The following is a 23,602-nucleotide window of genomic DNA, read 5'->3' as shown; positions in this document are numbered from 1 at the left end:
CAGTTGGCGGATTTGGAGCAAGAGATAGACCAACAAATCACCTCCGCAATATCTGATTTACAGAATGAAATTGATGACGCAAACACTCAGATATCCGCCAACACATCGGCTATAGCATTAACACAGCGCTATAAACTTACTCAGGACGACGGTACAGCACACCCTACTAACGGATCAACAGCGACATCAGGTGGAACCTACACTGGAGATATTTTGGAATTACCTCCTGGGTACCACAACTTTAATGTTACAGGTGGTCAGACAGCTAACTTGCCGCCGGCTGTTGGGGATGGACAGACTGTCAATGTTCAAATTCACGTAAGGCCAGGCGTTTTCGGGCGAAAAACGATCGACTTTATATTTGGATACGACAACCGGCAGTTTCGCGGGGTAGTACATGGCGCAGACGGCAGCAATTTTAGAGGTTGGGTCGAGGTAGGAGGAACAACAGGAACAATAACGAATGACGACATCGTTGTACAGCTCCAATCAGATATGGCATTGAGACTAACCAAAACGGAAGCCCAAACTAATTATCAGACGATCCTTACTCAAAATGACGGAAAAGGCAGACGGATATCGTCGTTGAATCCTGTACCAACATCGTTCTTGCAACTAAATAAGGTAGGATTTTGGTATCTTACAACAGCTGAAAACAACGCAATGACTGATGCGAGCACATTACCGCCCCGATTGCAAAATAGAGGTATTTGGGTTATTATCCCGGCTTATGATCATTCGTCGGGGTTTGTACAGATTATCATGGTTAGCAGTGCTGCAAACCCTTGTATCGCGTGGCGAAACATCTTCACTGATGGAACATACGGGCAATTCACCGAAATTGCCGATGCAACTCAGTTGCGCAAACTATTGGTTGCACCTGATCACTTCAGCAACTCCTTCTTATCGTTTTCCGAGGGAGTTAAAGAATTGCAAACACCGGACACTCTGACGTTTGGTTATATCACAGATACGCACTATGCCACATATGCAACTAATCGTCTCACTCAAAAACAAGCATCTTTACAGCACTTAAAAAACATCAGTGATCTGCAAAAATATATATCGTTTGATTTTAAAGTGCATGGTGGAGATATCGTTGACGGCGACCAAGCAAAAGCAGGAAATGCCGCAGATATCACGAACGCTATGCGCTTATTTTTTGACGATAGTTGCCCGTCTTTTGTCTGCAAAGGTAACCACGACGATGGAAGCTGGTATGCAAGCGAGCACGGCAACTTATTGTCGGATGTTATTAATCCTAACGAGATGTATGCGCGTATTGTAAAACCGACAGAAAAATATGACATAGAGCAAGATGGTAGCAATCGATCACTAGGGTATTATTACTATGATATTGCAAGACATAAAGCGAGGGTGATCATTCTTAATTCATCAGATAATCCGTATATCGCCAATCCAGATGGTACGAACAAATATGTATCTCAAAACAAGTCAGCATTCCGTCAGGATCAAATAAGTTGGTTTGCAAACGAGGCATTAGCGACTCCCGCGGGATGGAGGGTTATTATTTTTATGCACCATCCGATCAACGGTATTTTTGGGAGCGTTGATCAAATTAACGGCGAGGCCATCAAGGGGCTAATCGAGGCTTATAAAAATGGTTCGAGTTATCAAGGTAGCGGAACAATTACGGATTACGTGTACAATATCAACAAAACATTTTCCACTCCTGGTGATGTGATCGCAGTCATAAGCGGTCATATACACTATGACGCATCGATAACAATTAACGGTGTTTTGTATGTAAGTTGCTTATGTTCGGCAGCATTTAAAGACAACGATCAAAGCCCTACGCGAACGGTAAATACATTGTCCGAAGAAGCTCTCGACGTGTTCGTAGTTGACTTTAACAGCAGAACGTTATACGATAAGCGATTTGGAGCGGGTAGTGATCGTCAATTCTCCTTTTAGCTATGAGCAATAGGACGATACTATGCAGCAAGCCTCGCTAATAAAGCGGGGCTTTTTACATTGGGGGTGAAACATTGATAACCATCTTAAACGCATCAAAACAGCCCGTGGCCGTGTTGGATGATTATTTCGATGACGAGATCAGCGAACAAATCAACGGGGCTTATACGCTTAATTTCTCCGTCTACCTCGACGACGACAAAAGCCCATACATCCAAATTGGCAACTTTGCCGAAGCAGAGGGACAATGGTTTAATATTATCCATCACCGCCGCACAAGGGCAGAAAGCGGAGAAGTTGTCATAGCAGTAGAGTGTGAGCAGGTCGCTTATGACCTGCTTTTTACTATCTTTGAGGGCGGGTTTATTCATACGGGATCCCCGGCGGTATTGCTTAACAGGGCTCTTGAAGGTACTGGTTTTACAGTTGGTACGGTGCAACCTACGGGCTTAATAAGTGTTGACCTGAAAGAAGGTGTATCGGCGCGAGCGGTTATACTGGAGATTGCGGCCCAATGCGGCGGCGAATTGAAGTTCGACAAATACTCTATTTCCTTGCTCACGAGACGGGGCCAAGATAGAGGCGTACAGTTTAGGCTAGGCAAGAACCTTCGGGGCATTGTAAAGGACGTAAACGGGCAATCTGGTGTCGTACAGACAGCCTATGAAATAGATGTTGTGGAGCTAAACACTTTACCGGAATTTGAAGGACTTGAATACTTTGAGCTCGGGGATACAGCGGATGCCATTGATGAAGAATTAGGGATTAACGAAGCCCAGCGAATCATCCAATATGCCTTTAGTCCAAAACGCCGTATCAACAGCAAAGTGGTCATAGCCAACTACATCGACGGCATCCAGGACACTATATACCGCATCCAAACCACAACAGTAGGCAAAGACAAATGGATGTATGGGGTTAAGATAGGGCCGGATGATGGTATCGTAATCGAGCGGTACGACAAGTTGGCCCGCTCAATCTGGAACGCCGATGAATTCCGCATGCAAAAAGGTAACGGCAATGGTAGTTATTCGGATGCTCTATATTTTGACCCGATCAACGAGGAATACGAATTTACCGGGATCGTGAGAGCGGGGCAGTTTATCGGCGGAAGTATCGAAATAGGGAGTAATTTCAGTGTAGATGAAGATGGGCATATGATCGCGGAGGGTGCAGAGTTTAGCGGAGATATATCTGCATCAACCATAACGGGCACTGAAATAGAAGGCGGAGAGATTTACGGATCGTATATTTATGGGGCTGAGATTGAAGGTGGTACAGTCATAGGGGCAACGGTAATGACGGGTGATGTAGGGGAAAGGCGAGTAGAAATGCGTTCTGGGTATGCAGACATTGGCATCTTCTCAGGTAGTGGTAATGACAACGTGTTCTCGATACTCGATAATGATACAACCGTAGAATTATTGTTTGAGAAAAGTGGTTTTATCACTTCTGCGTCAGGTGCGATCTACATTAATGCGCCCAATGGAGTATATGTAAACGATGTATTGATAGGATGATTTTCCCTGCAATTTGATATACAATATAAAAAAATGCAGGAGGTAAATCAAATGAAAAAGCCTTTATATACTATTTTGACACTTTTCATTGGTATTGCTGTAGGAATGACAACTACAGCTGTCGCTGCTCCGGTAAAAGAATATGTTCAAGCGTCGTTTGAAAAAATTACGTTTATTGTGAATGGTGAAGAAAAAACACTAGACTCCGATCCATTGGTTTATCAAGGAAGCACTTACTTACAGGTAAGAACGGTATTAAATGCATTGGGTTACGATGTTGGGTATAAGGCTGATAGCAGGACAGTCACGGCGGATAAATCATTTGATACATTGTCGGAAGAGCTTAACATACTTGCTCAAAAGGAGGAGGAACAATTGCCTGTAATAAATAGTAAGAGTAAAGAGGAGCAAATCGAAGATATGACAAACTACCTCAACGCTCAAAAAGAAAAATTGGATAACTATGAACGCATGGTTAAAACAATAAGTGAAAGAACTGACTTATCTGAGGAAGATAAAGAATGGGGCATAAACTTGCGTAAACCGGCTATTGAATCAACCAAAAAGATAATTGCAGAAACCGAAGCTAAATTAGCCGAACTTCAAAGTCAAAATTAATTAGTAACGGACTAAAACCCCGTCAAATCGACGGGGTTTTTTATTATGCTAAAAAGGGGTGTTGTAATGATTATTAAACCTAAACTAATGGTAGAAATCGAGCCTAATGTAAGAGACATTTGTGCTGTAATATCTGCTGCGCTCATTTACTACCCAGGCCAGGAAAAAGAGTTTTTACAAGCCATCAGGGATTCCGCTGACAAGAGAATAGAAGAGCTAGAAAAAAAGTAGAAAGAGACGGGTGAAGTAGGATGGATGATATTCAAGCAGAAACACTCCAGCGGATAACAAGGGTGGAAACGAAGGTGGACAACATGGACGAAAAACTGGATCGGGCAATATCTGCAAATGAGACAGCGGTGGCCGCACTGGAATCAGCGAAGTCGGCGCACAAACGTTTGGACAAAATCGAAGACGGTCAAAAATGGCTCTGGCGCACATTTGCCGGGGCTATTATTTTGGCAATCGCCACCTTTATTATCACGGGTGGACTTAAATAGGGGGAGGGGATAGGGTTGGGTAAAAAATATTCCAAAGCTAAATTTTTCGCTCTGCTTGCACCGATCGTTGTACAAGTCAGGCAGGAAGGTAGCAAGATGTTCCCCTCTGTCAGGCTGGCGCAAAACTGGCTAGAGACAGGCGGCAAGATAAACGACTGGAACAACCTCGGGGGATATAAGGTAGGCAGTGGCAAGACAACTCCATATTGGGATGGGTCCAGCGTGAACACGAAGACATGGGAAGTTTACAACGGAACTAAGGTCACCACATCGGCTAACTGGAGGGCTTATAAGAGCCTGTACGACTTCTACAAAGACCAGGACCTTTTATTCGGGAATACCCGTTACGCGCGTGTACGTGCCGCCACAACTCCGGAAGAACAGTGTAAAGCGCTCTATGCTTGTGGCTATGCTACGGATCCAGAGTATGCAAACAAACTTATAAGCATCATCAATTCAAATAACTTAACCAAATATGACGAAGAGGCGGGGGAAGACATGGCTAAAATTGCAGAGCTTGAGGCTACGATAACCACACTTGAAAAGCGGATCGCCACATTAGAAAAAGTTGTAAACGTATCGGGGAATCAGGAGCCGCCAGCGTGGGCGCATGAAGCTATTGGAGCAGCAAAGGCAGCTGGCGCAATCACCACATCTAACGATAAGGGGCGGGCAGAGTTAGTAACGATTCAAATGCTTCACAATATGGGGTTGTTTAAAAAGGAGGGTAAATAATCATGAAGGTGAACTGGAGACAAAAACTTTCTAGTCGTAAATTTTGGGCGCTGATCGCCGCGCTTGCTACGTCCGTTTTGGGGGCTTTCGGCGCATCTGAGAACGCTACGGTACAAATCACCGGCATTATCACGGCCGTAGGCGCATGCGTGGTTTATATGCTCGCGGAAGCGTACACGGATGCAAAAAATAGCGATGACAAAGAGGAATAATTTGGTATAATAAAATCACATATCAGGCACCCTTGCCGATATGCAATCCGGTAGCACCGGTAGAAGCCCTGTCAACGTCCAGTTGGTGGGGCTTTTTTTTGTTAATCCTTAAGTTGTCCTTGGGTTGTCCGCCGAGTTTTATTTGTGAGTTGTAAAATATAATTACGAGGAAGGAGTGAAAAAAATGAGATTAAAATAAACAAATTAAGAAATTTTGGAAAATATGCTTTCCTTTTTAGTTCTTAAGTTGTATATTGAATTTGAATAAGGCAACATTTTTCAAATTAAAACAATTAGATCAGATCGCAAGGAGGTGTCTGTTGTGCCACGCGATATATTAGAAATTGCTGCAGCGGTAAGAACATTATATCTATCCATATTTCGAATGACTGAAATAGAAAACGACCTCACTGAAATGAAGTTACATAAATTACTTTATTTTTGTCAAAAGAGACATTATGAAAATTTCGGAGAATGGCTTTTTGCAGATGACTTTGAAGGTTGGGTACATGGACCAGTTAATAAAAAAGTGCGTAACAATTTTTATTTTCTTGATGAAAAGGTTGTTCTTACTGATGAAGAAGAATACACAATCCGAGAAGTTATGCATGAATTTGGTCCTCTATCTGCGTGGACTTTAAGGGAAAAGTCCCATGGTGATCAATGTTATAAAATATCTCGAGCAGGATTAAGCGCTCACGATCAGGGAAATATGATTATATTAAAAGAAAATATGATCTTGGATATGATGAAGAACGATGAAGATAGCGTATTGCAGTGAGGTGTAATAAATTTGTCCGATCCAAAAACCAATGTTGGAAAAATTTTTAAATCACTAGAGAAATATTTTGATCCTGGGGCAGGAAAGATAAAGGTTAAAAGTCGTCCTGTCCTAGTTATTGGTTATGAAAAGAACGCAACATCCTATTTTAACATCGACTATGAAACACTTCCGATATCCAGTTTAGGCAACATTGATCCAGATCCAGAGTTCGATATATTAATTTCACAAGAAACTCAGTCTAAGCTTGGTTTAACAAAAACGAGTTACATAAGAACACATAAAACATCATGGAATAATTGCAAAAACATGGCAATAGATAACGAAATTGGAGATTTAAAAGGTGAGTTTCCAGGTTTGTTTGAGGAACTTTTAAAATTGAACGAAAAATGGGTTTCTGAAAGAAACAGCATAAATCTAATTAAGACACAAGAGAGCGTTTCTTGAAGAGGATCTTAATTTTATACATATTACTGAAAAAAGAAGCCCACTAACCTATATGGTCGGTGGGGCTTTTTATATACATCTTATGTTACGGTCGAGGGGATAAAAGCTTGAATCATTACAAATTTCAATACACCATGTGTTTTGGTTGTGTAATAAATTTACTTGAACAGACCTTGTACTGTTAGCCCAAGAGAATAAAACTGTGAGGCATCACCATGATGTTTTAACATATCAGGCTTGTACCCGAAAAACATAGCAAGAGCACGCTTTAGCTTTACATTTTTGTAGTTAATTAATCTCTCGTTATGGCGCATAAAAGATTCTACAATTTGTTTTTGGTTAGCTGGCACTCTGGCATTATCAAATTTTTGCTCCCAAGATTGTACCTCTAAAGTTCTTTCCCCTTGAGGAGACAATCTAGCTAAAAAATACCTTACTATGTGCCCGTAAACAAAATAATACTCGCTGTCATTGTCGAGAACAGGTTGTTCATCTTGCGCAAGTTTTTCAGATATCACTTCGCTTAAATTCACGTTGATCCCTCCCGATAATTAAAATTCTACAAGAAACGCAATTATCCTTTTTTCAAAGAACTATATATGTAAAGGGCCTCCATGCATGTCGGCCTCGTGGCGGATATCCGCGACGCCTCTCGGCGTTTCGGCCCGTATCCCTCGGGCCTCATCAGGCGGTTTCATACGCTTGTTCAAGCTCTAACATCGCCCCGAATGGGATTACTTCGTCCAGACCAGCAAAAGTTGAAAAATCCTCTCTGACTACCGTTTCACCGCAATCAACCGACCCGGCGTATCCATCAGCGATCATTTCCTCGGATACCATTCTCCACTCTGCGTATACATTAGTTAAGTTGTTCATTTAAAATTCCTCCCGTTTGATTTGTTACCCTTATTATATACTCACGCTAGTATATTGTCAACACTTTTTTATACTTGCGTGAGTATTGTTTTTGGTTTATGATTTTTAACAGGAGGGGATTGCATGACTGACAACAGGGGCACATCAGCTACTCGCGCTAAAAACAAGTACAATGCTGCTAATTATGATCGGCTATACCCTTATGTGCCCAAAGGGCGTAAAGCGGTGTACGAAGCAGCAGCAAAGGCCACAGGACACACGTTGAATGAGTACGTAATTAAAGCGCTGGACGAAAAAGTAGAACGTGATAAAAAGACCACAGAGGCATAAGCCAAAGTGGTCATTTTTATGTGTTGCATATAGGGGAGATATCGGCATATAATACAAACAAACGTTCGTGCTCAGTGAGGTGTTTGGATGATACAGGATAAAGCCGGGATGATTACAATGGAAGAACGCGAAATGATGCGGGATTATATATTGCTAACCCATATCCATGCGATGGTCCAAAAGAGCATTACCGATCTAAAGTACACAGACAACATACTCAAAAAGACGTTTGAAATGTGCGGAAGGGTTATCGAGGATAGAGTAATAACGGATATGAAAGCCCTAAGGCAAACACTCAAAGGAAACGGTATAGTCATCCAGAACGAGGAACATGATGGATTTGTTATCCGTTACCACTTTACATGCCGAGGTTACCAGGACAAATTTTCCATGACAAGGGACGTTATGAAAGCGGAGATAAGTATCAAGCTCGGGAAGTATGTAGGGGAGATTGGGGCAGCGATAAAAAGCCAAAAGACCACGTGAAGCATTTGGCCTCCGTGGTCTTCTCGTTTATTCGCAAGCTACTCCATCACCGTCACGATCAAGCGCTCGACTATACCCGGGATCCCCGGCATGCAATGGCGCTGCTCCAGCTTCACGAACGGCGGTGCAGTTCTTGTAATAGACTTCCCTAGGCTTTTCGGTAGGTGTAGGTTCAGTATCCTTTTCGGGTTGTTTTGGCGCTTCTTTTACCTCTCCAGAAACCCCGCCATTAATTACAAACAATACCCGTGTTCCATCCGGGTAGTTTTCCAATTGATTACCTACCCATGATCCTGCACCACGATTATCACTTGATTCCACATAGGCTACATCTGCGCCGGTTCCACCTTCCTCACACATCGCCATAGGCCATTCATCGCGATCATAACCGTCCTTGGTTTCGATGCCAGCTAAAGAATCTTTTCGATTTTCTTCTGCTCCGTCACGGTCAATAGTACAGATAGGCGATTCGCCTTTTGCGATTGCAGACGCGATATGAGCTGCTGTTTCCGGGTATTTATCGGCGGGAAAATTTAGTGCAACATCGTATGTAATTGTTCCGTCTGCTGTAGTAATAGTAACTGTTTGGGTGGTGTTGTCCCATTTTACAGTTGCCCCAAACGATTCCCCAATAAACCGAAGCGGAACCATAGTGCTACCGTTAATTATTTTACCTGGAGCGCTTAAGGTTATTTCTGCACCATTTTTATAGGCGACCTTTTGATTAATTGTCAGCTTAACCGTGGTTCCATCTTTCTCTGCCGTTACTGTACTTGTTGCATTATCCCATTTTACAGTAGCGTTCATTGCCTCAAAGATCGCTCTAAGAGGGACAAGAGTTGTTCCTTCAACAACGGTTGGTTTGGCGTCAAAATTAAGCTGCTGACCATTTAAAAGTACCTTGATTTCACCCGCAGCCGTCGAAACACTCGTAGATACCGTAAACGCAAGCACGACCGACAACAAAAATAAAAATGCTCTTTTCATATCCAACCTCCTTTGACATCAAGTCTATCAAAGGTAGGGAAATTCATCCATACTAAAGAAAAAATCGTCATTACCAAAACGGCAAATATTAATTGCCAAAATGGTAATATGAATATATAATAAGAACAAGTGTTCTATTATAAATGTCCTAAGAGTTAGGGCCTTAATGAGACAAATGAGACAAGCGTATGATTTATTTGGTATAACATAAATAAAACGCTTGCATTGTCCGAAATAACCATTAAAACGAGGTATGCAAAGGAGGGGATCGGAAAGAAGAAAATGCGGGAATAAGTGGCTAAGTTGTAATGTAGTATAATGACTGTAAGGTGACGCCTTACAAAATTCCCGGGGAGAAGCCTACTCTTTATTGTGCTGCTCCCATTGATATAAATCCTCCATATGACATCCTAGTACATACGAAATCGTCTTCATAACTTCAACGGACATTGAGGATTTATTATTGGCGTATTGGGATATCATTTGCCGAGATATTCCTGTTCTTCTTGCTAGTTCGGCCTGTTTTATACCCCGTTCCTTTAAGCGCACTTTCAGCAGACTTCTCCCACGGGAGAAGTACAAACTTGTTGCTCCTTTCAGTTGGACAAGTTATTTCCGGTAAATTGTACCATGTTATGATCACAAAACACAAACGAAACTGGAGGACCTTGCATGTGGAAAATTTCCGAGATCAGAAGTAATAATGGTATCACGCTGGAAGAAGCAGCAGATCATCTTGGCATGTCAATGAGTACACTGCAACATTTCGAAGAACACCCGGAAGACATACGTCTTAGCGATGCTCTATTACTCGCGGATTTGTATAAAGTGGAAATAACGATGCTGTTTTAAACACAAAAAAGAAGCCGAGTATTTTGGCTTCTTTTTTATTGCCCACAACGTCCCCACGACCGAAGCATTTATTTATTTTTGTTGTTGATCAGATATGATTACTATTGAGCGCCTAAAACCTTTGATAAATAAAGGATTTTCGAAAGTGAATAGCATTTTTATAAATTGTTGATTAGTCGTGATTAAATCGAAAAAAGATTAAGATTATATTATAATTCAATTAAGGTTTTGTGACGGATGACGAAAATGATAGATTCCAAATATGCGATCCGCTTGCCTCTATTACGTATAAACGCGGAAATAAGTTTCATATACGAATAAAAAATGTGCTTCACTTCCTATTTTTATGGGTATTTAGTAACGGATTGGAATAAATTTATGCCCACAAGCCCCGTAAACAGTGGTATGATAGCTACAACTTAAATTATTTCAATATTGTAACCTATTTAATAAAATGTGCTATTAAAGCGTAAAAAGGCTATGTACAAAGGAGATATACTGATGATCATAGCGGAGACATCGCAAAAACAAACCGTCATTCTGGAAACCAATGAGCTTTATTTCCTGTCAGAGCTGTTTGGAGCGGGAGCTTCGACGGAGGGAGATAATCCGATCCTCACCTATTATGCGCAAGGGGAGATGAACGAGGATTGGGAGAAAGCCCGCGAATCCCTGCTCGCCAAGGGAATCCTCCGGAAAGCCGGCGGTGGTGTCGAGCTTGAGGAGCGGGCGTTTTCCGGACTTGCCCCGCTTTTGTTTGCGGACAAAGCATGCTGGATGAAATACAAGACCGGAACCGGCATCTATGAAGAATCCCTGCTTGTTACCGACGAGAAAGTTATGGCGATGGAATTATGGCAGGGGGAACCTGCTCTTCACCGGGTGGATGAAATCGGCGGCGTGAAGGAGGCATGCGGCATTCTGGCCGACAAGCTGAAGTGGAATCGGCGGACGCCGGAAGAAATCCCGGCATTGCTGCTGTCCAAGCGGCAATTTGAAGACATCCATTCCCGCGCCGATGAACTGGATATGGAGGAAATTATGGAGGAATTGTCCAAAATATCGGACGATCAAGAGGGGATTATCGCGCTCGCCAAATGCATGAAAACCAGCGTATCCCAAGGAGATCTTCGCCTGTTTGCCCGGCATGGGATGAAATGGGAGTGCCAAAGCGCCCAATTCATGAACAACCACCATCTCAATTGGCTTATCCGCGCCAGCTCCAGAGAAGATGAAGACTGGTTGATAGCCACGCCGACCCCGCAAGAGAAATTTCATGAAATGCTCCAGCATTGGTTTCAGCAGTGAACAGGCCATGCTGCTACAGCTCCGGTTTCCGGGGCTGTTTTTTTATGAAAAGGAGTGGCAGTTGAATTCTAACGATATAAAGTATATATTGTATATATACATTAATGACAAGAAGTACAATAACGAGGAGGATGAACCATGAAAATTTTGCTGTCCCCTTCCTCCGGTGAACCGATCTATCTGCAAATCGTAAGACAGATACGGGGGAGCATCCTCCAGGGGGAACTCGCGCCGGGAACCCCGCTCCCGTCCATCCGTCAATTGGCCAAAGACCTGCAAATCAGCGTCATCACGACGAAGCGGGCATATAACGAGCTGGAGCAGGAAGGGCTGATCGACTCCTTGGTGGGCAAAGGCTCTTTTGTGGCCGGAGGAAATCAGGAATTTATCCGCGAGCAGCGGATCCGGTTACTGGAGGACAAGATCAGGGAGATTCTGGAGGAATGCCGCAGCATTCCGGTCAGCGTCGACGAATTGATCGATTGGATCAGATTGGTTGAGAATGAAGGAGGTCATGAAAAATGAACGCAATGCGTACAATGAGCGCCATGAGCGATACGAATGCGATAGAGATAAAAGGGTTGACCAAAAATTTTGACGCCTATTCGTTGTCCGACATTTCATTCGGGGTACCGCGAGGCTACATCACGGGCTTGATCGGTCCCAACGGGGCCGGGAAGAGCACGCTCATTAAAGCGATTATGGGCATGGTGGTGCCTGACCGCGGGAGCATATCGGTGCTCGGCCATGAGGCGGGCCACTTGAAGGGCGCTTTTAAGCAGGACATAGGCTATATTTCCGATGAAAATATCTATTATGAATATTTGTCGATGGAGCAGATGAAGCGGATTATCGCCCCGTTTTACGAGAAGTGGGACGAGGAGCTTTACCGTAAATATATGGAGCTGTTCGAACTGTCTCCGCGCAAAAAAATTAAGGATTGCTCCAAAGGAATGAAGACGAAGTATTCGATTACGCTGGCGTTGTCCCATCATCCGTCCCTGTTGATCATGGACGAGCCGACGGCCGGTCTGGATCCGATCTTCCGCCGGGAAATGCTGGACCTGCTCGCCGATTACATCCAGGAGGAGAAGAATACGATCCTGTTTTCCACCCATTTGACAACGGATTTGGACCGGGTCGCCGATTACGTCACATTTATCAACCGGGGGCGGCTGGTCTTTTCCGACAACAAGGATGAAGTTATGGAAAAATACGTAATCGTGAAAGGCGGCAAAGAACTACTTGACGGCGATATTCGCCGGGAGCTGCTCGGCGTCCGCGAGACGTCGGTCGGATTCGAAGGGTTGGCCTGTGACCGGGAGAAAGCGATGGAAATATTCGGGGACGAGGTCCTATATCAGCGGCCGACATTGGAAGACATTATGTATTTCATGGTCAAAGGAGGGAAGCTGCATGCCTAACATTTTGGGGCTTGTGCGCAAGGATTTTCTGTTGATGCGGCGCTATCTGTGGTTGCTTGTCATTTATGCGGTCGCCTTTTCCGGCATTATTAGCGGCACCGGAGGCACCATGCTCTACGGGTTGCTTCCCGGCGTGCTGCTGATTCTCACCATCGGGGCCGATATGAGACAGCCGAATCAGCAGTTTTTGGTCAGTCTCCCGCTCAAGCGGAATCAGCTTGTTCTGGCGAAATACGCTTCCTCCTTCATTATTTTGGTCTTATCGATCGCTGTTTGCCTGTTGATGAACATCGCCACCGACCTGCTTGATTTCGGAACGGTCCGAATCAACACGGCGCTTGCGGTCGGCACCACGGTGACGATGAGCCTGTTTATATCCGTTTATTTGCCGCTTTATTACTGGCTGGGACTAAAAGGAGCCCAATATCTCAATGTGGGGATGATGGTTATCATTATGATCGGCAACGGCGCGGTGACCAGCCTGCTCGGCAGCCGCGACATGGCTCCGGCGCTGGATTTCTTGACCGCCCATCGCCTGCAAGCCGGGCTGCTGATCGGAAGCGGGACGGTTCTGGTGATCGTTGTTTCTTATTTGATTTCGCGCTCGATTTTTATGAAAAGGGATTTGTGAGCTTGGCGGCTGATTAAACGACACCTCTTTTTGGGTAATCTTGAGACAGGAACTTCCTAAGTCTTTACCCAATTCATGAAATAGGAGCGTGTGGCATCATGACTGAAAGTCAAAGCAACCGTCAGCGTTTTCAGGGCAAGACAGCGATCGTGACCGGAGCGGGCTCGGGAATCGGCAAGGCGACGGCGATCAAGCTGGCAAGAGAAGGAGCCAAAGTCGCGCTCTTCGACCTGATGAATGACCGCACCCGCAGCACCGAGCACCAGATCAACAGTATTTACCGCGGTGTGTCCCGCGCCTTCGATGTGGATGTGTCCGACCCCGAGCGGATGGAGCGGGCGGTGCGTGAAGTCGCCGAAGCGTTCGGCGGTATCGATATCGTATTCGCCAACGCGGGGATTAACGGCGCCTTGGCGCCGGTCGACGAAATGACCTTTGAAGAGTGGGAAAAAACGCTGCGCATCAACTTGAACGGCACCTTCCTGACCGTCAAACATACCGTGCCCTACTTGAAAAAGCAGGGGGGCGGCAGCATCATCATCACCAGTTCGATCAACGGGAACGACCGGTTTTCCGGGTTCGGCATGTCGGCTTACAGCACGACCAAGGCCGGGCAGGTCGCCTTCGCCAAAATGACGGCGCTCGAGCTGGCCAAATACAAAATCCGCGTCAACTCGATCTGTCCCGGCGCGATCGCCACGAACATCGATTCGACCACGGAAGTCAGCGAGGATCTGGAAGAAATCATCATCCCGGTGGAATATCCCGAGGGATCCCAGCCGCTTGCGGACGGGCCGGGGCAGCCAGAAAACGTCGCGGACCTCGTCGCGTTCCTCGCCTCCGACGAATCCATCCATGTCACCGGCGCCCGGATCGTGATCGACGGCGCGGAATCGCTGCTGTAAGACCGGGCCGGTAACTCGGCCGATCCGACGGTCCGATAAATAACGCCCTTTTTGGGCGTTATTTGCTTCAATGGGATGAGTTTGCGAAAAATAAGGGTGAAATAGGCCGCTATTTAGTAATTTGCGCACGAAAATAGGCCGTTTCTCCCGAGAAACGGTAAAATAGCGGCCCTTTTGGCCGCTATTTTTAAGATATGAGTGCGATTTGCACAAATAGCGTCCTAAAAGGCTGCTATTTAAATAAATAACTCCAGCCGTCTATCGGATCAGCCGCCGTAAACTTGCTTCATCCAAAACATAGGGCTCTTTCGACACCTTGTCCAGGGAAAAGGTGGAGATGAGGTCCTTGGCGGCGAGCGGCTCGAAGCGGTCGGTGAGACCGCTGATATGGGCGAGCCAGCCGATGACCGCCTCCGGCGCCGCACCCGCGGCGCGCAGCCCGGCGATGCCGAGGTCGCCGTGCCGTTTGGCGAGCCGGCGGCCGTCCTCGCCGAGCAGGAGCGGCGCATGGGCGAACGCCGGCGGCGTGTAGCCCAAGGCGGCGTACAGCGCCAGCTGGCGCGGCGTGGAATCGAGCAGATCGCCGCCGCGCAGCACGTCGGTGATGTCCATCAGCGCGTCGTCGACCGTGACGGCGAGCTGGTAGGAGAAGAGCCCGTCCGCCCGCCGCACGACGAAGTCGCCGCCGCTGCCGGGCGGGAACGCGATCGGCCCGGCGATGCCGTCGTCGAAGTGCACGGGCTCGCCCTCGGCGAGCGCGAACCGCAGCGACGGCGTCTTCCGCGCCGCCCGCTCGCGGCGTTCCTCCGGGCTTAAGCCCCGGCAGGTGCCGGGATAGGGCGCGCCCTCGGAGGACAGCCCGTGCGGAGCGCCGGCCACGGCCAGCAGCTCGGCCCGGCTGCAGTAGCAGGGATAAAGCCCGCCGGCCGCTTCCAGGCGGGCCAAGGCTTCCTCGTAATACGCCAGCCGCCGGCTTTGCCAATAGGGGCCGAAGCGGCCGCCTTCGCCGGGGCCTTCATCCCAGTCCAGCCCAAGCCAGCGTAAGTCCTCGATAATTCGCTCCGTGATCTCCGGTCTGGCGCGCTGGATATCGATATCTTCGATCCGCAGCACAAATACGCCGCCCGCCGCCCGCATTTGCAGCCAGGACAACAACGCGATTTTGGCGTTGCCCAGATGCATGTCGCCGGACGGGGTAGGCGCGAAACGTCCGCGTCTCATAATCTTCACTTCCTTCATGATCTTCAAGCTTTTTTCAAATAAGCGCCCACCTTGCAGCAGGCCTTAATGCCTTTCCATTTGCCCGGTTTCCTCGGGGGCGTCCAGGGCTTCGGGCGCATCGGCCCTTTCGATCTCGATTTTGCGGATACGGCTGTCTGCTCGTTCCAATACGGTAAAACGGAAGTCGCCATGCTCCAGCCGGGTGCCTTCTTCAATATCCATATCATGGCCGTATACCCAACCGCCGATCGTGTCGGCTTCGTCCTCCTCCAAATCGGTCAGCAGCAGGTCGTTGATATGGGAGATCGATACTTTGCCGTCCACGATATAATGGTTCTTCTCCAGAACGGTAATCTCCTGCTCTTCTTCGGCGTCGAATTCGTCGCGGATATCGCCGACGATTTCCTCCAGCACGTCTTCGATCGTTACCAGGCCGGAGGTTCCGCCGTATTCGTCGATCAGCAGGGCGAGGTGGGAGCGTTCTTTTTGCATGCGGGCCAGGAGTCTGGACAAAGGGATATTTTCCGACGCCGTCATCACCGGGCTAACGAGCGAAGCCAAAGGCATATCCGGTTCGTCCCCATGGGTCAGAAACAGCTGCTTCGTATTGATTACCCCGATAATATCGTCCTTGTTCTCCCCGACGACGGGAAAGCGGGTATATTGCTCCTGTTTGATGATGTCCAGATTCTCTTCCCGGGATTTGTTCGCATACAGGCAAACCATATCCGTGCGCGGCACCATGATGTCCTTGGCCGTCAATTCGTCAAAAGCGAAGATCCGGCTGACATAACGATACTCGCTGTTGTTAATCTGTCCGTGCTCCAAACTCTCACTGAGCAGCGCCTGCAATTCCTCCTCGGAATGGGCGTCGCCTTGGTCGGGAAAGTCGCGGAGCCCGAATAGCGAGACGATCCGCCCGGACGAGAAATTAAGCAGCCGGATCAGCGGCGAGAGCAAAGTGCTGAACCACAGCAAAGGGAGCGAAGCCGCAAGTGCGAAGGACTCGCCCTTATGGGCGGCCAGCATGCGGGGGACGATCGCCCCGAGCACGACATGCAAATACGTTATGACCAGAAAGGCGATCACAAAGGAGAGGATGCTCTCCAGCATCACCGGCAGCATGATCAGGCGAAAAAGCGGCCGCAGCAGGTTGCCCGCCAAAGGCTGGGCCATCCAGCCGAGGATCAGTGAGGTCACGGTGACGCCAAGCTGACAGGCGGACAGGGCCTGCTGCGGTTTGGCCGCGAGCTTGGCCAGCGGGCGGGCGGACCTCCGGCCCTCGCGGACGAGCGCCTCCGCCCGGCCGGTACGCAGGCCGCGGATCGAATATTCCGCCACCACAAAGAAAGCGGTGAGCGCCACCAATATAAGAACAATAGCGAAGTTTAGCAGGGTTCCTTGCCAATTCATGATCGTGAACCAACCTCCCGGATGCTTCCGCGAACCTTTTCATTATACTAAAGCGGGCCCGTGCTTCAAAGCGAACACGGCCGGCCGCGAGTATGCTAAAATGGGTTATCAATGAAATAGTGTAACCCCGTAAGGAGATTATGATGAATAAATTGCCGATGCCTATAGATGAAGTTATCCCGGCACTCCGGGAAAGTCTTACGGCTCATGGGGCGGCCGTGCTGGTGGCCGAGCCCGGGGCCGGGAAAACGACGCGCACACCGCTCGAGCTGCTCAGCGAGCCGTGGATGGACGGGCAGCAAATGATCTTGCTGGAGCCGCGCAGGCTTGCCGCCAGATCGGCCGCAGCCTACATGGCCCGGCAGCTCGGAGAAGAGGTCGGGGGAACGGTGGGCTACCGTATTCGGACGGAGAGCCGGGTTTCTTCGCGCACCCGGATTACGGTCGTCACCGAGGGTATCCTCACCCGGATGCTGCAGAACGACCCGGCGCTGATCGGCACGGGCCTAATCATTTTTGATGAATTCCACGAGCGGAGCGTGCATGCCGACCTCGGGCTCGCGCTTGCGCTCCAGAGCCGGCAGCTGCTGCGCGAGGATCTGCGCCTGCTGGTCATGTCGGCGACCTTGGAGGCGGAGCCGGTGGCGGAGCTGCTGGGGGGTGCGCCCGTCGTACAGAGCCGGGGACGCATGTACCCGGTCGAGACGGTGTATGTCGGGCGTGCGCCGCAAGAGGCGCTGGAGACGGCGGTGGCGCGCACGGTGCGCCGCGCGCTCTCCGAGCACGAGGGCAGCGCGCTGGTGTTCCTGCCCGGCGCGCGGGAGATCCGGCGCACCGAGGCCGCGCTCGCCGGACAGCTCCCGCCCGGCGTGACGGTGGCGCCGCTCTACGGGGCGCTGTCGCAGGCGGAGCAGCAGCGGGCGATCGAGCCTGCCCCGGGGAGCGGGCGCAAGGTCGTGTTGGCGACCTCGATCGCCGAGACGAGCCTGACCGTGTCCGGCATCACCGTTGTGATCGACTGCGGCCTGCGCCGGACGGCGCTGTTCTCGCCGCGCACCGGCATGAGCCGGCTCGTCACGGTCCGGGCCGCCCGCGACTCCGCCGACCAGCGGCGCGGCCGGGCGGGCCGTGAACGGCCCGGGGTCTGCTACCGCCTCTGGAGCGAGGCGGAGGACCGGATGCTCGCGCCAAGCACGCCTCCGGAAATGCTGGAGGCAGATCTCGCGCCGCTCGCGCTTGAGCTCGCCGCCTGGGGTGCGGCGTCGCCGGCCGAGCTCGCCTGGCTGGACGCGCCTCCGGCCGCGCCGTACGGGCAGGCCGTAGGGCTCCTCGGCCAGCTCGGCGCGCTCGACGGCGCGGGCCGCATCACCGCCCACGGCCGCGACATGGCCGGGCTAGGCCTGCACCCGCGGCTCGCGCACATGCTGCTGCGCGCTCACCCGCTCGGCCTCGGGCGGGCGGCCTGCCGCCTGGCCGCGCTCTTGGAGGAGCCGGGCCTGTTCAAAGGCCCGGCCCAAGGCGACGGCGATCTGCGCGGCCGACTCGCCGTGCTGATGGCCGCGGGCGGAGAGGGTTCGGGCGGGCATCATGCCGCCCATGACGCCTATGCAACCCGCGCATTCGCCGCCGACAGCGCCGACGTCCGGCGCCTGCTGATAGTCAGCCGCCAGTGGGAACAACGGCTGGCCGCGATGTTTCCCCCGGATGCGGCTCCGGCGGTGGACTTGGAGCGGGATTGGTATGAATACTGCGGCTTGCTGATCGCGTTCGCTTATCCCGACCGGATCGCCCGCCGCCGGGGAGACGGGCGTTATTTGCTGCGCTCCGGGCGGGGCGCGGCCTTCGGGAGCGTTCAGCCGCTGAGCGGCGAGCCGTATTTGGCCATCGCCGAGGTCGACGATGAGGGAGCGGAGGGGCGGATCTTGCTGTCAGCCCCGCTGCGGGAAAGCTGGCTCGCCGAATTTTTCGCGGACGGGCTGCGGGAGGAGAAATCCGCCGAATGGGATGATGAAGTGGGGGCTGTGCGCGCCCGGATTCGTCTTACTTTCGGAGCGATCGTGCTGAAGGACAACCCCGACCCAACCCCGGCTCCGGAGCTCGTTCTGGAGGCCTTGCTTAAGGTGGTGGCGGAGCAGAGCTCGCGGATCTTGCCGTGGAATGCCAAGTCCAGGCAGCTCCAGGCGAGAATCCTGTTCTTGCGCCGGGTCGACGAAGAGAAATGGCCGGATGTATCGGATGAAGGTTTAGCGCTGAACGCGGAAGACTGGTTCGGGCCGTATATGGCCGGTTTCCGCAAAAAAGCCGATCTTCAGACTTTGTCCCTTCATTCGATCCTGGAAAACCGGCTCGGCTGGCAGCTCATCCAGGAACTGAACACTGAAGCTCCGACCCATTTGTCCGTCCCCAGCGGTTCCAAAATTCCGATCCGGTATGAGGGCCCGCAGGCTCCTTATGCCGCCGTCCGGCTGCAGGAGGTGTTCGGCATGATGGAAACGCCGCGGATCGGTTACGGGCGGATTCCGGTAACCCTGCATTTGTTATCTCCGGCGAGCAGGCCCGTACAGGTTACCTCTGATTTAAGCAGCTTCTGGCATAATACCTATTTCGAAGTCAAAAAAGATCTGAAAGGCCGCTACCCGAAGCATTATTGGCCGGACGATCCGTTCGCGGCGACCGCGACCCGCCGGGTCCGGCCCGATGGGGGGAAATGATCTCGGGGAAAGTTTAAGCGGCGGGCCTCAAGGGTAATAAAGGGAAACCACGATACTTCAGGAGGTGGATTCCCATGAGCAAAAAAATCGTAGGTGTTTTCGACAGCGAACGGGAGGCGTCGGCCGCTATCGAAGCGCTGCAGGAGCAGGGCTTTACCGCGGAGGAGATTTCCGTGCTTTCCCGCGACCGCCGCGATCGCGAAGCGATCGAGGATGAGACCGGGAGCAAAGCGCCGGAAGGCGTGACCGTAGGGGCGACCACGGGCGGAGTCCTCGGCGGCGTAGCCGGACTGCTCGCCGGACTCGGGGCGCTGGCCATTCCGGGGATTGGTCCGATCGTCGCCGCCGGTCCGGTTGCGGCCTCTTTGACCGGCATGGCGGCAGGCGCGGGATTAGGCGGGCTTGCCGGCGGGCTGATCGGCCTCGGCATCCCGGAACACGAAGCGAAGGCGTACGAATCTTATCTCGACGAAGGGAAAATTCTCGTCATGGTTGACGAGGATCACCGCAGCGCCGGGGTGTATGACACCTTCCGCACCAACCGGTCGCTGAATTCGGATATATACGCTTCCGGGCTGGCCGATCCTTACCGGGAAGACCCTTCAAGCCGGCTGTAACGGAGACATTTGTCTTAAGCTTCTTTCCAACAAGCGGCGCTTAATGGATCAAATGGCAATCTTTTGCCTTTTTGACCCATTTGGCGGCCGCTTTATTTACGAATTTTTTCAGCAGGACGCCAAGCACCAGGAACAGCCCCACAAAGATCAGAAGCGCGATAATGTCCCTGCTGACAATTTCCGGCACGCTGCCGCCGACCGCCTCCCGCAACAGGCTGATACCGTAACTGAACGGCAAGAACGGATAGATCGCCTGGAAAAACGGCGGCGTCACCTGGATCGGAAACGTTCCCCCCGAGCCCGCCACCTGGAGAACCAGGAAGACGATGGCCATCGCTTTCCCCACATTCCCGAACACGGAGACGAGCGTGTAAATCATCACCGTAAATACACAGGCAAGCAGCAGCCCGAACAACACGAACGAGACGGGATTCGCGGCATAAGTCTTGAGAAGCAATAAATCTCCGGTAGTGATGATCAGGGTTTGCAGCAGTGTAATGGTCAAAAAAGTCAATAACCGGCCGAAGTACTCGTGATGGCTGCGCAATCCCTCCCCGCGTTCATGGACTTCTACGGTCAGCATGGACACGAGCAGCAGCCCGCCGACCCAGATGGACAGCGTCGTGTAAAAAGGGGTCATCGCCGAGCCGTAGTTGGGAATCGGGAACAGGGACTTTTCTATCAGCGTGACCGGTTCGGCGAAAAACTCGCTCTCTTTGGCATAATTGAGGCTGAGCAATCGGATCAGGTCCTCCAGCGTGCCCTCTTTCTCCAGGTCGGTGATCCGGTCCGTTACCTCCTTGAGCTTGTTTTCGGCCTGGGGCAGGTCTTTACGGATCGCTTCGGCGGCGCCTACTGCGGTTTCGAACCCTTTTCCCGCATCCGTCACCACCTTGTCGACGACCGGCAAATCGGCGACGGCATCGGCAAGCAGATCCTGTACATGTCCGGCATCCTGCTTCAGCCGATCCATTGCCGCCGTCACCGCCGGGCGGATGACGCTGTCGAAGCTGCCCGCGAGCTTGTCGAGCCGGTCGGCGGAAGCGGCGGCCAGAGCGTTCAGTTCCGCGAGCGAGTCCTTGGCGCCGGCGGCGGCCTGATCGGCTGCGCCGGCGATATCGGCCGCAAGCTGCGCCATCTGCTTGAAATCCTTGCTCGCCTGGGTGAGCCCGGCGATCGCATCGGCCAGTTTGCTGCCGCCGCCAGCGGCTTCAAGCCGCGAAAGCATATCGGCGAGCGAAGCCGCCGCATCGCCGGCCGAGGTCAGCGCGAGCTGCGTATGCTCCGTCAGTGCGCCCGTGACCGGCTCCGCCGCTTCCGCCTGTTCGAGCGCGGCCAGCAGCAGGCCCGAGACCTGCGCGGTCCCGGCCGCCGCCTGCCGCATCTGCACGAGCGCCTCCTCCACCGTCGGCGCCGCCGTGTCGAGAGCGGCGCTGCCGCGCTCCAGAAACTGCGCGGTTTTGCCGGCCCATTCCTCTCCGGTATGGGCGAGCTTCGCCGCTTGCGGCAGCGCGTCCTGTACTTTGCCGACGATCTCCCGGCCGGTTTTGAGATCCTGAACGGCCGTGTCGGCGGCTTGATTGATTTCCGGATAAAGCTCGCGAATCCGGAAGGCGAGCGTCTTCATTTTCCGGATGAGCGGCAATTCCTGCTCCAATTCAACACCGATCTGGTTGAAAATGGAAAATATCGCCCCGTTCGCCGTTTTGACGAAATTCCGGTTTACCTCGCTTGTGACGGAAGAGGCGCCCTTTTGTGTAATTTTCGGAGCTACCGCGTTGATCTTTTCGTTCACATAGTAAAAGATTTCGGCCTTTTCCGGGTCGGGCGTCAGCACGGAGGCGATCCGGGCCGAGAAGTTGTCCGGAATGAGAATGACGGCGTAATATTGTCCGCGGTTAAGGCTGGTCATCGCTTTATTTTCCTCGGTAAATACCCAGCCGATATTATGATTTTCCTTTAAGGAGCCGACGATTTCGTCGCCGATCTTCACCGTTTGTCCGCGCAAAGCCGTCCCCTGGTCCTGATTGACGACGGCGACTTTGATTCCCGAAGTCATGCCGTACGGGTCCCAGGAAGCCTTAATGTTAAACCACGCGTACAGGGAAGGCAAAATAATCAGTCCGCTGATAACCACCGCCGCGGCCCAGTTGGTGACGATGCTGCGCAAGTCTCTGAGATATATCGAGAATATAGGTTTCATGAAAAGCTCCGTTTTATCGTTTTGAAGGCTAGTATCCCACAGGTAACGAAAACCATTCCGCTCTCCGGTGACTTCCGATGATCGTTGACAACGCTTCCAAAATTGCTGTTGACGAACCCGAATGGTTGATTTATGATAGGCACATAACAAAAAAGCGATTTCATAATGGCGTGTTACCATTATTTTATGGGCATGAGCCAAGGAAAGCGGACCTAATATCATTAGGTTTCTTTTCTTGGCTTTTTTTATTGTCTTTTGAAAATACTAAAGGGTGCCGCCGCGGCATAGTTTATGACTTGAACGATTCGGTCCTTGGAATTGGGTGAGTATCGGCTGCAGAGCGATCGTCCAAGTCACTCACTCGAACAGGAGGTTTCAAAATATGTTTTCAAAATGGAGAAAGAAATCAGCAGAGAGTAAAGTCGTCGAAGTGGTTGCGCCGATAACGGGGCGTTCCGTTGCGCTGGCCGAGGTGCCGGACGAGGCGTTTGCCGCAGGGCATATGGGGCAAGGGATCGCGATCGAGCCCGAAGAGGGCAAATTGATCTCCCCGTTTGACGGAACCGTGATCCATGTCATCAAGTCCAGCCATGCGGTGATGGTGGAGAACGAGGAAGGATTGCAATTTTTGTTTCATATCGGTATCAACACCGTTTCGCTTAAAGGAGACGGCTTTAAGTCCCATGTGGCTGTCGGACAAAAAGTCAAGGCCGGGCAAGTGCTGATCGATTTTGATATCGCCAAAATCAAGCAAGCCGGTTATCCCGTGATTACCCCGATTATAGTAACAAACGCCGATGAAGTGGCGGACAGCCTGGAGAAAATCACCGGACCTGTTATGGCAGGCAGAGACGTCATTTTGAAGGCGGTTTTGAAGTCATAACATACCA

At 50.9% G+C, this 23,602-nt stretch carries 27 protein-coding genes and 1 pseudogene; 20 read left to right on the top strand and 8 right to left on the bottom strand.

The genetic code is table 11. From position 1 onward, the window contains the following. From V3851_RS09635 to V3851_RS09595, 9 genes are all read left to right on the top strand, one after another. Positions 1-1,935: metallophosphoesterase family protein (locus V3851_RS09635; protein ID WP_331846305.1), on the top strand; the 1,935-nt coding region annotated here is incomplete at its 5' end. A gap of 74 nt (positions 1,936-2,009) precedes the next feature. Further along, positions 2,010-3,455: a prophage endopeptidase tail family protein gene (locus V3851_RS09630; RefSeq protein ID WP_331846304.1), complete on the top strand. Its 1,446-nt coding sequence runs from the start codon at positions 2,010-2,012 to the stop codon at positions 3,453-3,455. A gap of 51 nt (positions 3,456-3,506) precedes the next feature. Further along, a complete protein-coding gene (locus tag V3851_RS09625; protein WP_331846303.1) occupies positions 3,507-4,073 on the top strand; it encodes a stalk domain-containing protein in 567 nt (188 codons plus the stop codon). 66 nt (positions 4,074-4,139) lie between these two features. After that, positions 4,140-4,304 carry a hypothetical protein gene (locus V3851_RS09620; RefSeq protein ID WP_331846302.1) on the top strand — a complete coding sequence of 55 codons (165 nt, stop codon included), beginning with the start codon at positions 4,140-4,142 and terminating at the stop codon, positions 4,302-4,304. A gap of 20 nt (positions 4,305-4,324) precedes the next feature. Then, positions 4,325-4,573, top strand: coding sequence for a hemolysin XhlA family protein (locus V3851_RS09615; RefSeq protein WP_331846301.1), 249 nt, complete (start codon positions 4,325-4,327; stop codon positions 4,571-4,573). Positions 4,574-4,588: 15 nt separating this feature from the next. Further along, complete coding sequence (locus V3851_RS09610) at positions 4,589-5,308, top strand: glycoside hydrolase family 73 protein (RefSeq protein WP_331846300.1); 720 nt, start codon at positions 4,589-4,591, stop codon at positions 5,306-5,308. 2 nt (positions 5,309-5,310) lie between these two features. Then, entirely contained in the window at positions 5,311-5,520 is a 210-nt protein-coding gene (locus tag V3851_RS09605; RefSeq protein ID WP_331846299.1) for a phage holin family protein, read from the top strand. Between the two features lie 322 nt (positions 5,521-5,842). Further along, a complete protein-coding gene (locus V3851_RS09600) occupies positions 5,843-6,301 on the top strand; it encodes a Panacea domain-containing protein (RefSeq protein ID WP_331846298.1) in 459 nt (152 codons plus the stop codon). Between the two features lie 12 nt (positions 6,302-6,313). Beyond that, entirely contained in the window at positions 6,314-6,748 is a 435-nt protein-coding gene (locus tag V3851_RS09595) for a hypothetical protein (RefSeq protein ID WP_331846297.1), read from the top strand. Positions 6,749-6,906: 158 nt separating this feature from the next. Here the strand turns inward: V3851_RS09595 and V3851_RS09590 are convergent, their stop codons facing one another. Next, positions 6,907-7,281 carry a hypothetical protein gene (locus tag V3851_RS09590; protein WP_331846296.1) on the bottom strand — a complete coding sequence of 125 codons (375 nt, stop codon included), beginning with the start codon at positions 7,279-7,281 and terminating at the stop codon, positions 6,907-6,909. 151 nt (positions 7,282-7,432) lie between these two features. Beyond that, a complete protein-coding gene (locus V3851_RS09585) occupies positions 7,433-7,624 on the bottom strand; it encodes a hypothetical protein (RefSeq protein ID WP_331846295.1) in 192 nt (63 codons plus the stop codon). Between the two features lie 123 nt (positions 7,625-7,747). Between V3851_RS09585 and V3851_RS09580 the strand changes: the two genes are divergently transcribed. Both V3851_RS09580 and V3851_RS09575 read left to right on the top strand, forming a co-directional pair. Next, positions 7,748-7,954, top strand: coding sequence for a transcriptional regulator (locus V3851_RS09580; RefSeq protein ID WP_331846294.1), 207 nt, complete (start codon positions 7,748-7,750; stop codon positions 7,952-7,954). Between the two features lie 87 nt (positions 7,955-8,041). Further along, positions 8,042-8,440, top strand: coding sequence for an RNA-binding protein (locus V3851_RS09575; protein ID WP_331846293.1), 399 nt, complete (start codon positions 8,042-8,044; stop codon positions 8,438-8,440). Positions 8,441-8,467: 27 nt separating this feature from the next. Here the strand turns inward: V3851_RS09575 and V3851_RS09570 are convergent, their stop codons facing one another. From V3851_RS09570 to V3851_RS09555, 3 genes and pseudogenes are all read right to left on the bottom strand, one after another. Further along, positions 8,468-8,683 (bottom strand): excalibur calcium-binding domain-containing protein, encoded by a 216-nt coding sequence (locus tag V3851_RS09570; RefSeq protein ID WP_331846327.1) that lies wholly within the window; start codon positions 8,681-8,683, stop codon positions 8,468-8,470. Next, a pseudogene (locus V3851_RS26960) lies at positions 8,672-9,427 on the bottom strand (stalk domain-containing protein); the annotation flags it as partial. The pseudogene V3851_RS26960 and the gene V3851_RS09570, both read right to left, overlap by 12 nt. Before the next feature lie 360 nt (positions 9,428-9,787). Then, entirely contained in the window at positions 9,788-9,976 is a 189-nt protein-coding gene (locus tag V3851_RS09555; RefSeq protein ID WP_331846326.1) for a helix-turn-helix transcriptional regulator, read from the bottom strand. Positions 9,977-10,099: 123 nt separating this feature from the next. Between V3851_RS09555 and V3851_RS09550 the strand changes: the two genes are divergently transcribed. From V3851_RS09550 to V3851_RS09525, 6 genes are all read left to right on the top strand, one after another. Beyond that, a complete protein-coding gene (locus V3851_RS09550; RefSeq protein WP_331846292.1) occupies positions 10,100-10,279 on the top strand; it encodes a helix-turn-helix domain-containing protein in 180 nt (59 codons plus the stop codon). Positions 10,280-10,780: 501 nt separating this feature from the next. Further along, entirely contained in the window at positions 10,781-11,587 is an 807-nt protein-coding gene (locus tag V3851_RS09545; RefSeq protein ID WP_331846291.1) for a hypothetical protein, read from the top strand. A gap of 138 nt (positions 11,588-11,725) precedes the next feature. Beyond that, positions 11,726-12,112, top strand: a complete 387-nt coding sequence (locus V3851_RS09540) for a GntR family transcriptional regulator (RefSeq protein ID WP_331846290.1) — start codon at positions 11,726-11,728, stop codon at positions 12,110-12,112. Next, on the top strand, positions 12,109-13,011 hold the full coding sequence (locus V3851_RS09535; RefSeq protein ID WP_414859284.1) for an ABC transporter ATP-binding protein: 903 nt from the start codon (positions 12,109-12,111) through the stop codon (positions 13,009-13,011). The genes V3851_RS09540 and V3851_RS09535 overlap by 4 nt, the downstream gene beginning before the upstream one ends. Further along, positions 13,004-13,642, top strand: coding sequence for an ABC-2 transporter permease (locus V3851_RS09530; RefSeq protein ID WP_331846289.1), 639 nt, complete (start codon positions 13,004-13,006; stop codon positions 13,640-13,642). Before V3851_RS09535 ends, V3851_RS09530 begins: the two co-directional genes overlap by 8 nt. 98 nt (positions 13,643-13,740) lie before the next feature. After that, positions 13,741-14,547: an SDR family oxidoreductase gene (locus tag V3851_RS09525; protein WP_331846288.1), complete on the top strand. Its 807-nt coding sequence runs from the start codon at positions 13,741-13,743 to the stop codon at positions 14,545-14,547. Positions 14,548-14,805: 258 nt separating this feature from the next. Here the strand turns inward: V3851_RS09525 and gluQRS are convergent, their stop codons facing one another. Together gluQRS and V3851_RS09515 are read right to left on the bottom strand one after the other, a co-directional pair. Beyond that, positions 14,806-15,768 carry a tRNA glutamyl-Q(34) synthetase GluQRS gene (gluQRS, locus tag V3851_RS09520; protein ID WP_331846287.1) on the bottom strand — a complete coding sequence of 321 codons (963 nt, stop codon included), beginning with the start codon at positions 15,766-15,768 and terminating at the stop codon, positions 14,806-14,808. A 63-nt stretch (positions 15,769-15,831) separates the two neighbouring features. Continuing rightward, positions 15,832-17,181, bottom strand: a complete 1,350-nt coding sequence (locus tag V3851_RS09515; protein WP_331846286.1) for a hemolysin family protein — start codon at positions 17,179-17,181, stop codon at positions 15,832-15,834. 143 nt (positions 17,182-17,324) lie between these two features. On the opposite strand from V3851_RS09515, the gene hrpB reads away from it, so the two are divergent. Next, positions 17,325-19,892, top strand: coding sequence for an ATP-dependent helicase HrpB (hrpB, locus tag V3851_RS09510; RefSeq protein WP_331846324.1), 2,568 nt, complete (start codon positions 17,325-17,327; stop codon positions 19,890-19,892). A 74-nt stretch (positions 19,893-19,966) separates the two neighbouring features. Continuing rightward, the gene (locus V3851_RS09505; RefSeq protein ID WP_331846285.1) at positions 19,967-20,509 is read left to right on the top strand and encodes a general stress protein; all 543 of its coding nucleotides are present in this window, start codon (positions 19,967-19,969) and stop codon (positions 20,507-20,509) included. 40 nt (positions 20,510-20,549) lie between these two features. Here the strand turns inward: V3851_RS09505 and V3851_RS09500 are convergent, their stop codons facing one another. Next, complete coding sequence (locus tag V3851_RS09500) at positions 20,550-22,712, bottom strand: YhgE/Pip domain-containing protein (RefSeq protein WP_331846284.1); 2,163 nt, start codon at positions 22,710-22,712, stop codon at positions 20,550-20,552. Between the two features lie 382 nt (positions 22,713-23,094). Between V3851_RS09500 and V3851_RS09495 the strand changes: the two genes are divergently transcribed. Beyond that, positions 23,095-23,595: a PTS sugar transporter subunit IIA gene (locus V3851_RS09495; RefSeq protein ID WP_331846283.1), complete on the top strand. Its 501-nt coding sequence runs from the start codon at positions 23,095-23,097 to the stop codon at positions 23,593-23,595. The last annotated feature ends 7 nt before the right edge of the window (positions 23,596-23,602 follow it).

Origin of the sequence: Paenibacillus haidiansis (assembly GCF_036553665.1) — a bacterium.
Taxonomy (GTDB): Bacteria; Bacillota; Bacilli; order Paenibacillales; family Paenibacillaceae; genus Fontibacillus; species Fontibacillus haidiansis.
The sequence above is the reverse complement of the archived record's forward strand: the minus strand, read 5'-3'. Positions and strand labels throughout refer to the sequence as shown.

Excerpts from the sequence above, each read along its gene's own strand:
- V3851_RS09620 (WP_331846302.1), top strand. The coding sequence starts at position 4,140 with ATGATTATTAAACCTAAACTAATGGTAGAAATCGAGCCTAATGTAAGA.
- V3851_RS09580 (WP_331846294.1), top strand. The coding sequence starts at position 7,748 with ATGACTGACAACAGGGGCACATCAGCTACTCGCGCTAAAAACAAGTAC.
- gluQRS (WP_331846287.1), bottom strand. The coding sequence starts at position 15,768 with ATGAGACGCGGACGTTTCGCGCCTACCCCGTCCGGCGACATGCATCTG.
- V3851_RS09500 (WP_331846284.1), bottom strand. The coding sequence starts at position 22,712 with ATGAAACCTATATTCTCGATATATCTCAGAGACTTGCGCAGCATCGTC.
- V3851_RS09575 (WP_331846293.1), top strand. The coding sequence starts at position 8,042 with ATGATACAGGATAAAGCCGGGATGATTACAATGGAAGAACGCGAAATG.
- hrpB (WP_331846324.1), top strand. The coding sequence starts at position 17,325 with ATGAATAAATTGCCGATGCCTATAGATGAAGTTATCCCGGCACTCCGG.
- V3851_RS09550 (WP_331846292.1), top strand. The coding sequence starts at position 10,100 with ATGTGGAAAATTTCCGAGATCAGAAGTAATAATGGTATCACGCTGGAA.
- V3851_RS09535 (WP_414859284.1), top strand. The coding sequence starts at position 12,109 with ATGAACGCAATGCGTACAATGAGCGCCATGAGCGATACGAATGCGATA.
- V3851_RS09605 (WP_331846299.1), top strand. The coding sequence starts at position 5,311 with ATGAAGGTGAACTGGAGACAAAAACTTTCTAGTCGTAAATTTTGGGCG.
- V3851_RS09505 (WP_331846285.1), top strand. The coding sequence starts at position 19,967 with ATGAGCAAAAAAATCGTAGGTGTTTTCGACAGCGAACGGGAGGCGTCG.
- V3851_RS09495 (WP_331846283.1), top strand. The coding sequence starts at position 23,095 with ATGTTTTCAAAATGGAGAAAGAAATCAGCAGAGAGTAAAGTCGTCGAA.
- V3851_RS09515 (WP_331846286.1), bottom strand. The coding sequence starts at position 17,181 with ATGAATTGGCAAGGAACCCTGCTAAACTTCGCTATTGTTCTTATATTG.
- V3851_RS09585 (WP_331846295.1), bottom strand. The coding sequence starts at position 7,624 with ATGAACAACTTAACTAATGTATACGCAGAGTGGAGAATGGTATCCGAG.
- V3851_RS09615 (WP_331846301.1), top strand. The coding sequence starts at position 4,325 with ATGGATGATATTCAAGCAGAAACACTCCAGCGGATAACAAGGGTGGAA.
- V3851_RS09625 (WP_331846303.1), top strand. The coding sequence starts at position 3,507 with ATGAAAAAGCCTTTATATACTATTTTGACACTTTTCATTGGTATTGCT.
- V3851_RS09540 (WP_331846290.1), top strand. The coding sequence starts at position 11,726 with ATGAAAATTTTGCTGTCCCCTTCCTCCGGTGAACCGATCTATCTGCAA.
- V3851_RS09530 (WP_331846289.1), top strand. The coding sequence starts at position 13,004 with ATGCCTAACATTTTGGGGCTTGTGCGCAAGGATTTTCTGTTGATGCGG.
- V3851_RS09545 (WP_331846291.1), top strand. The coding sequence starts at position 10,781 with ATGATCATAGCGGAGACATCGCAAAAACAAACCGTCATTCTGGAAACC.
- V3851_RS09525 (WP_331846288.1), top strand. The coding sequence starts at position 13,741 with ATGACTGAAAGTCAAAGCAACCGTCAGCGTTTTCAGGGCAAGACAGCG.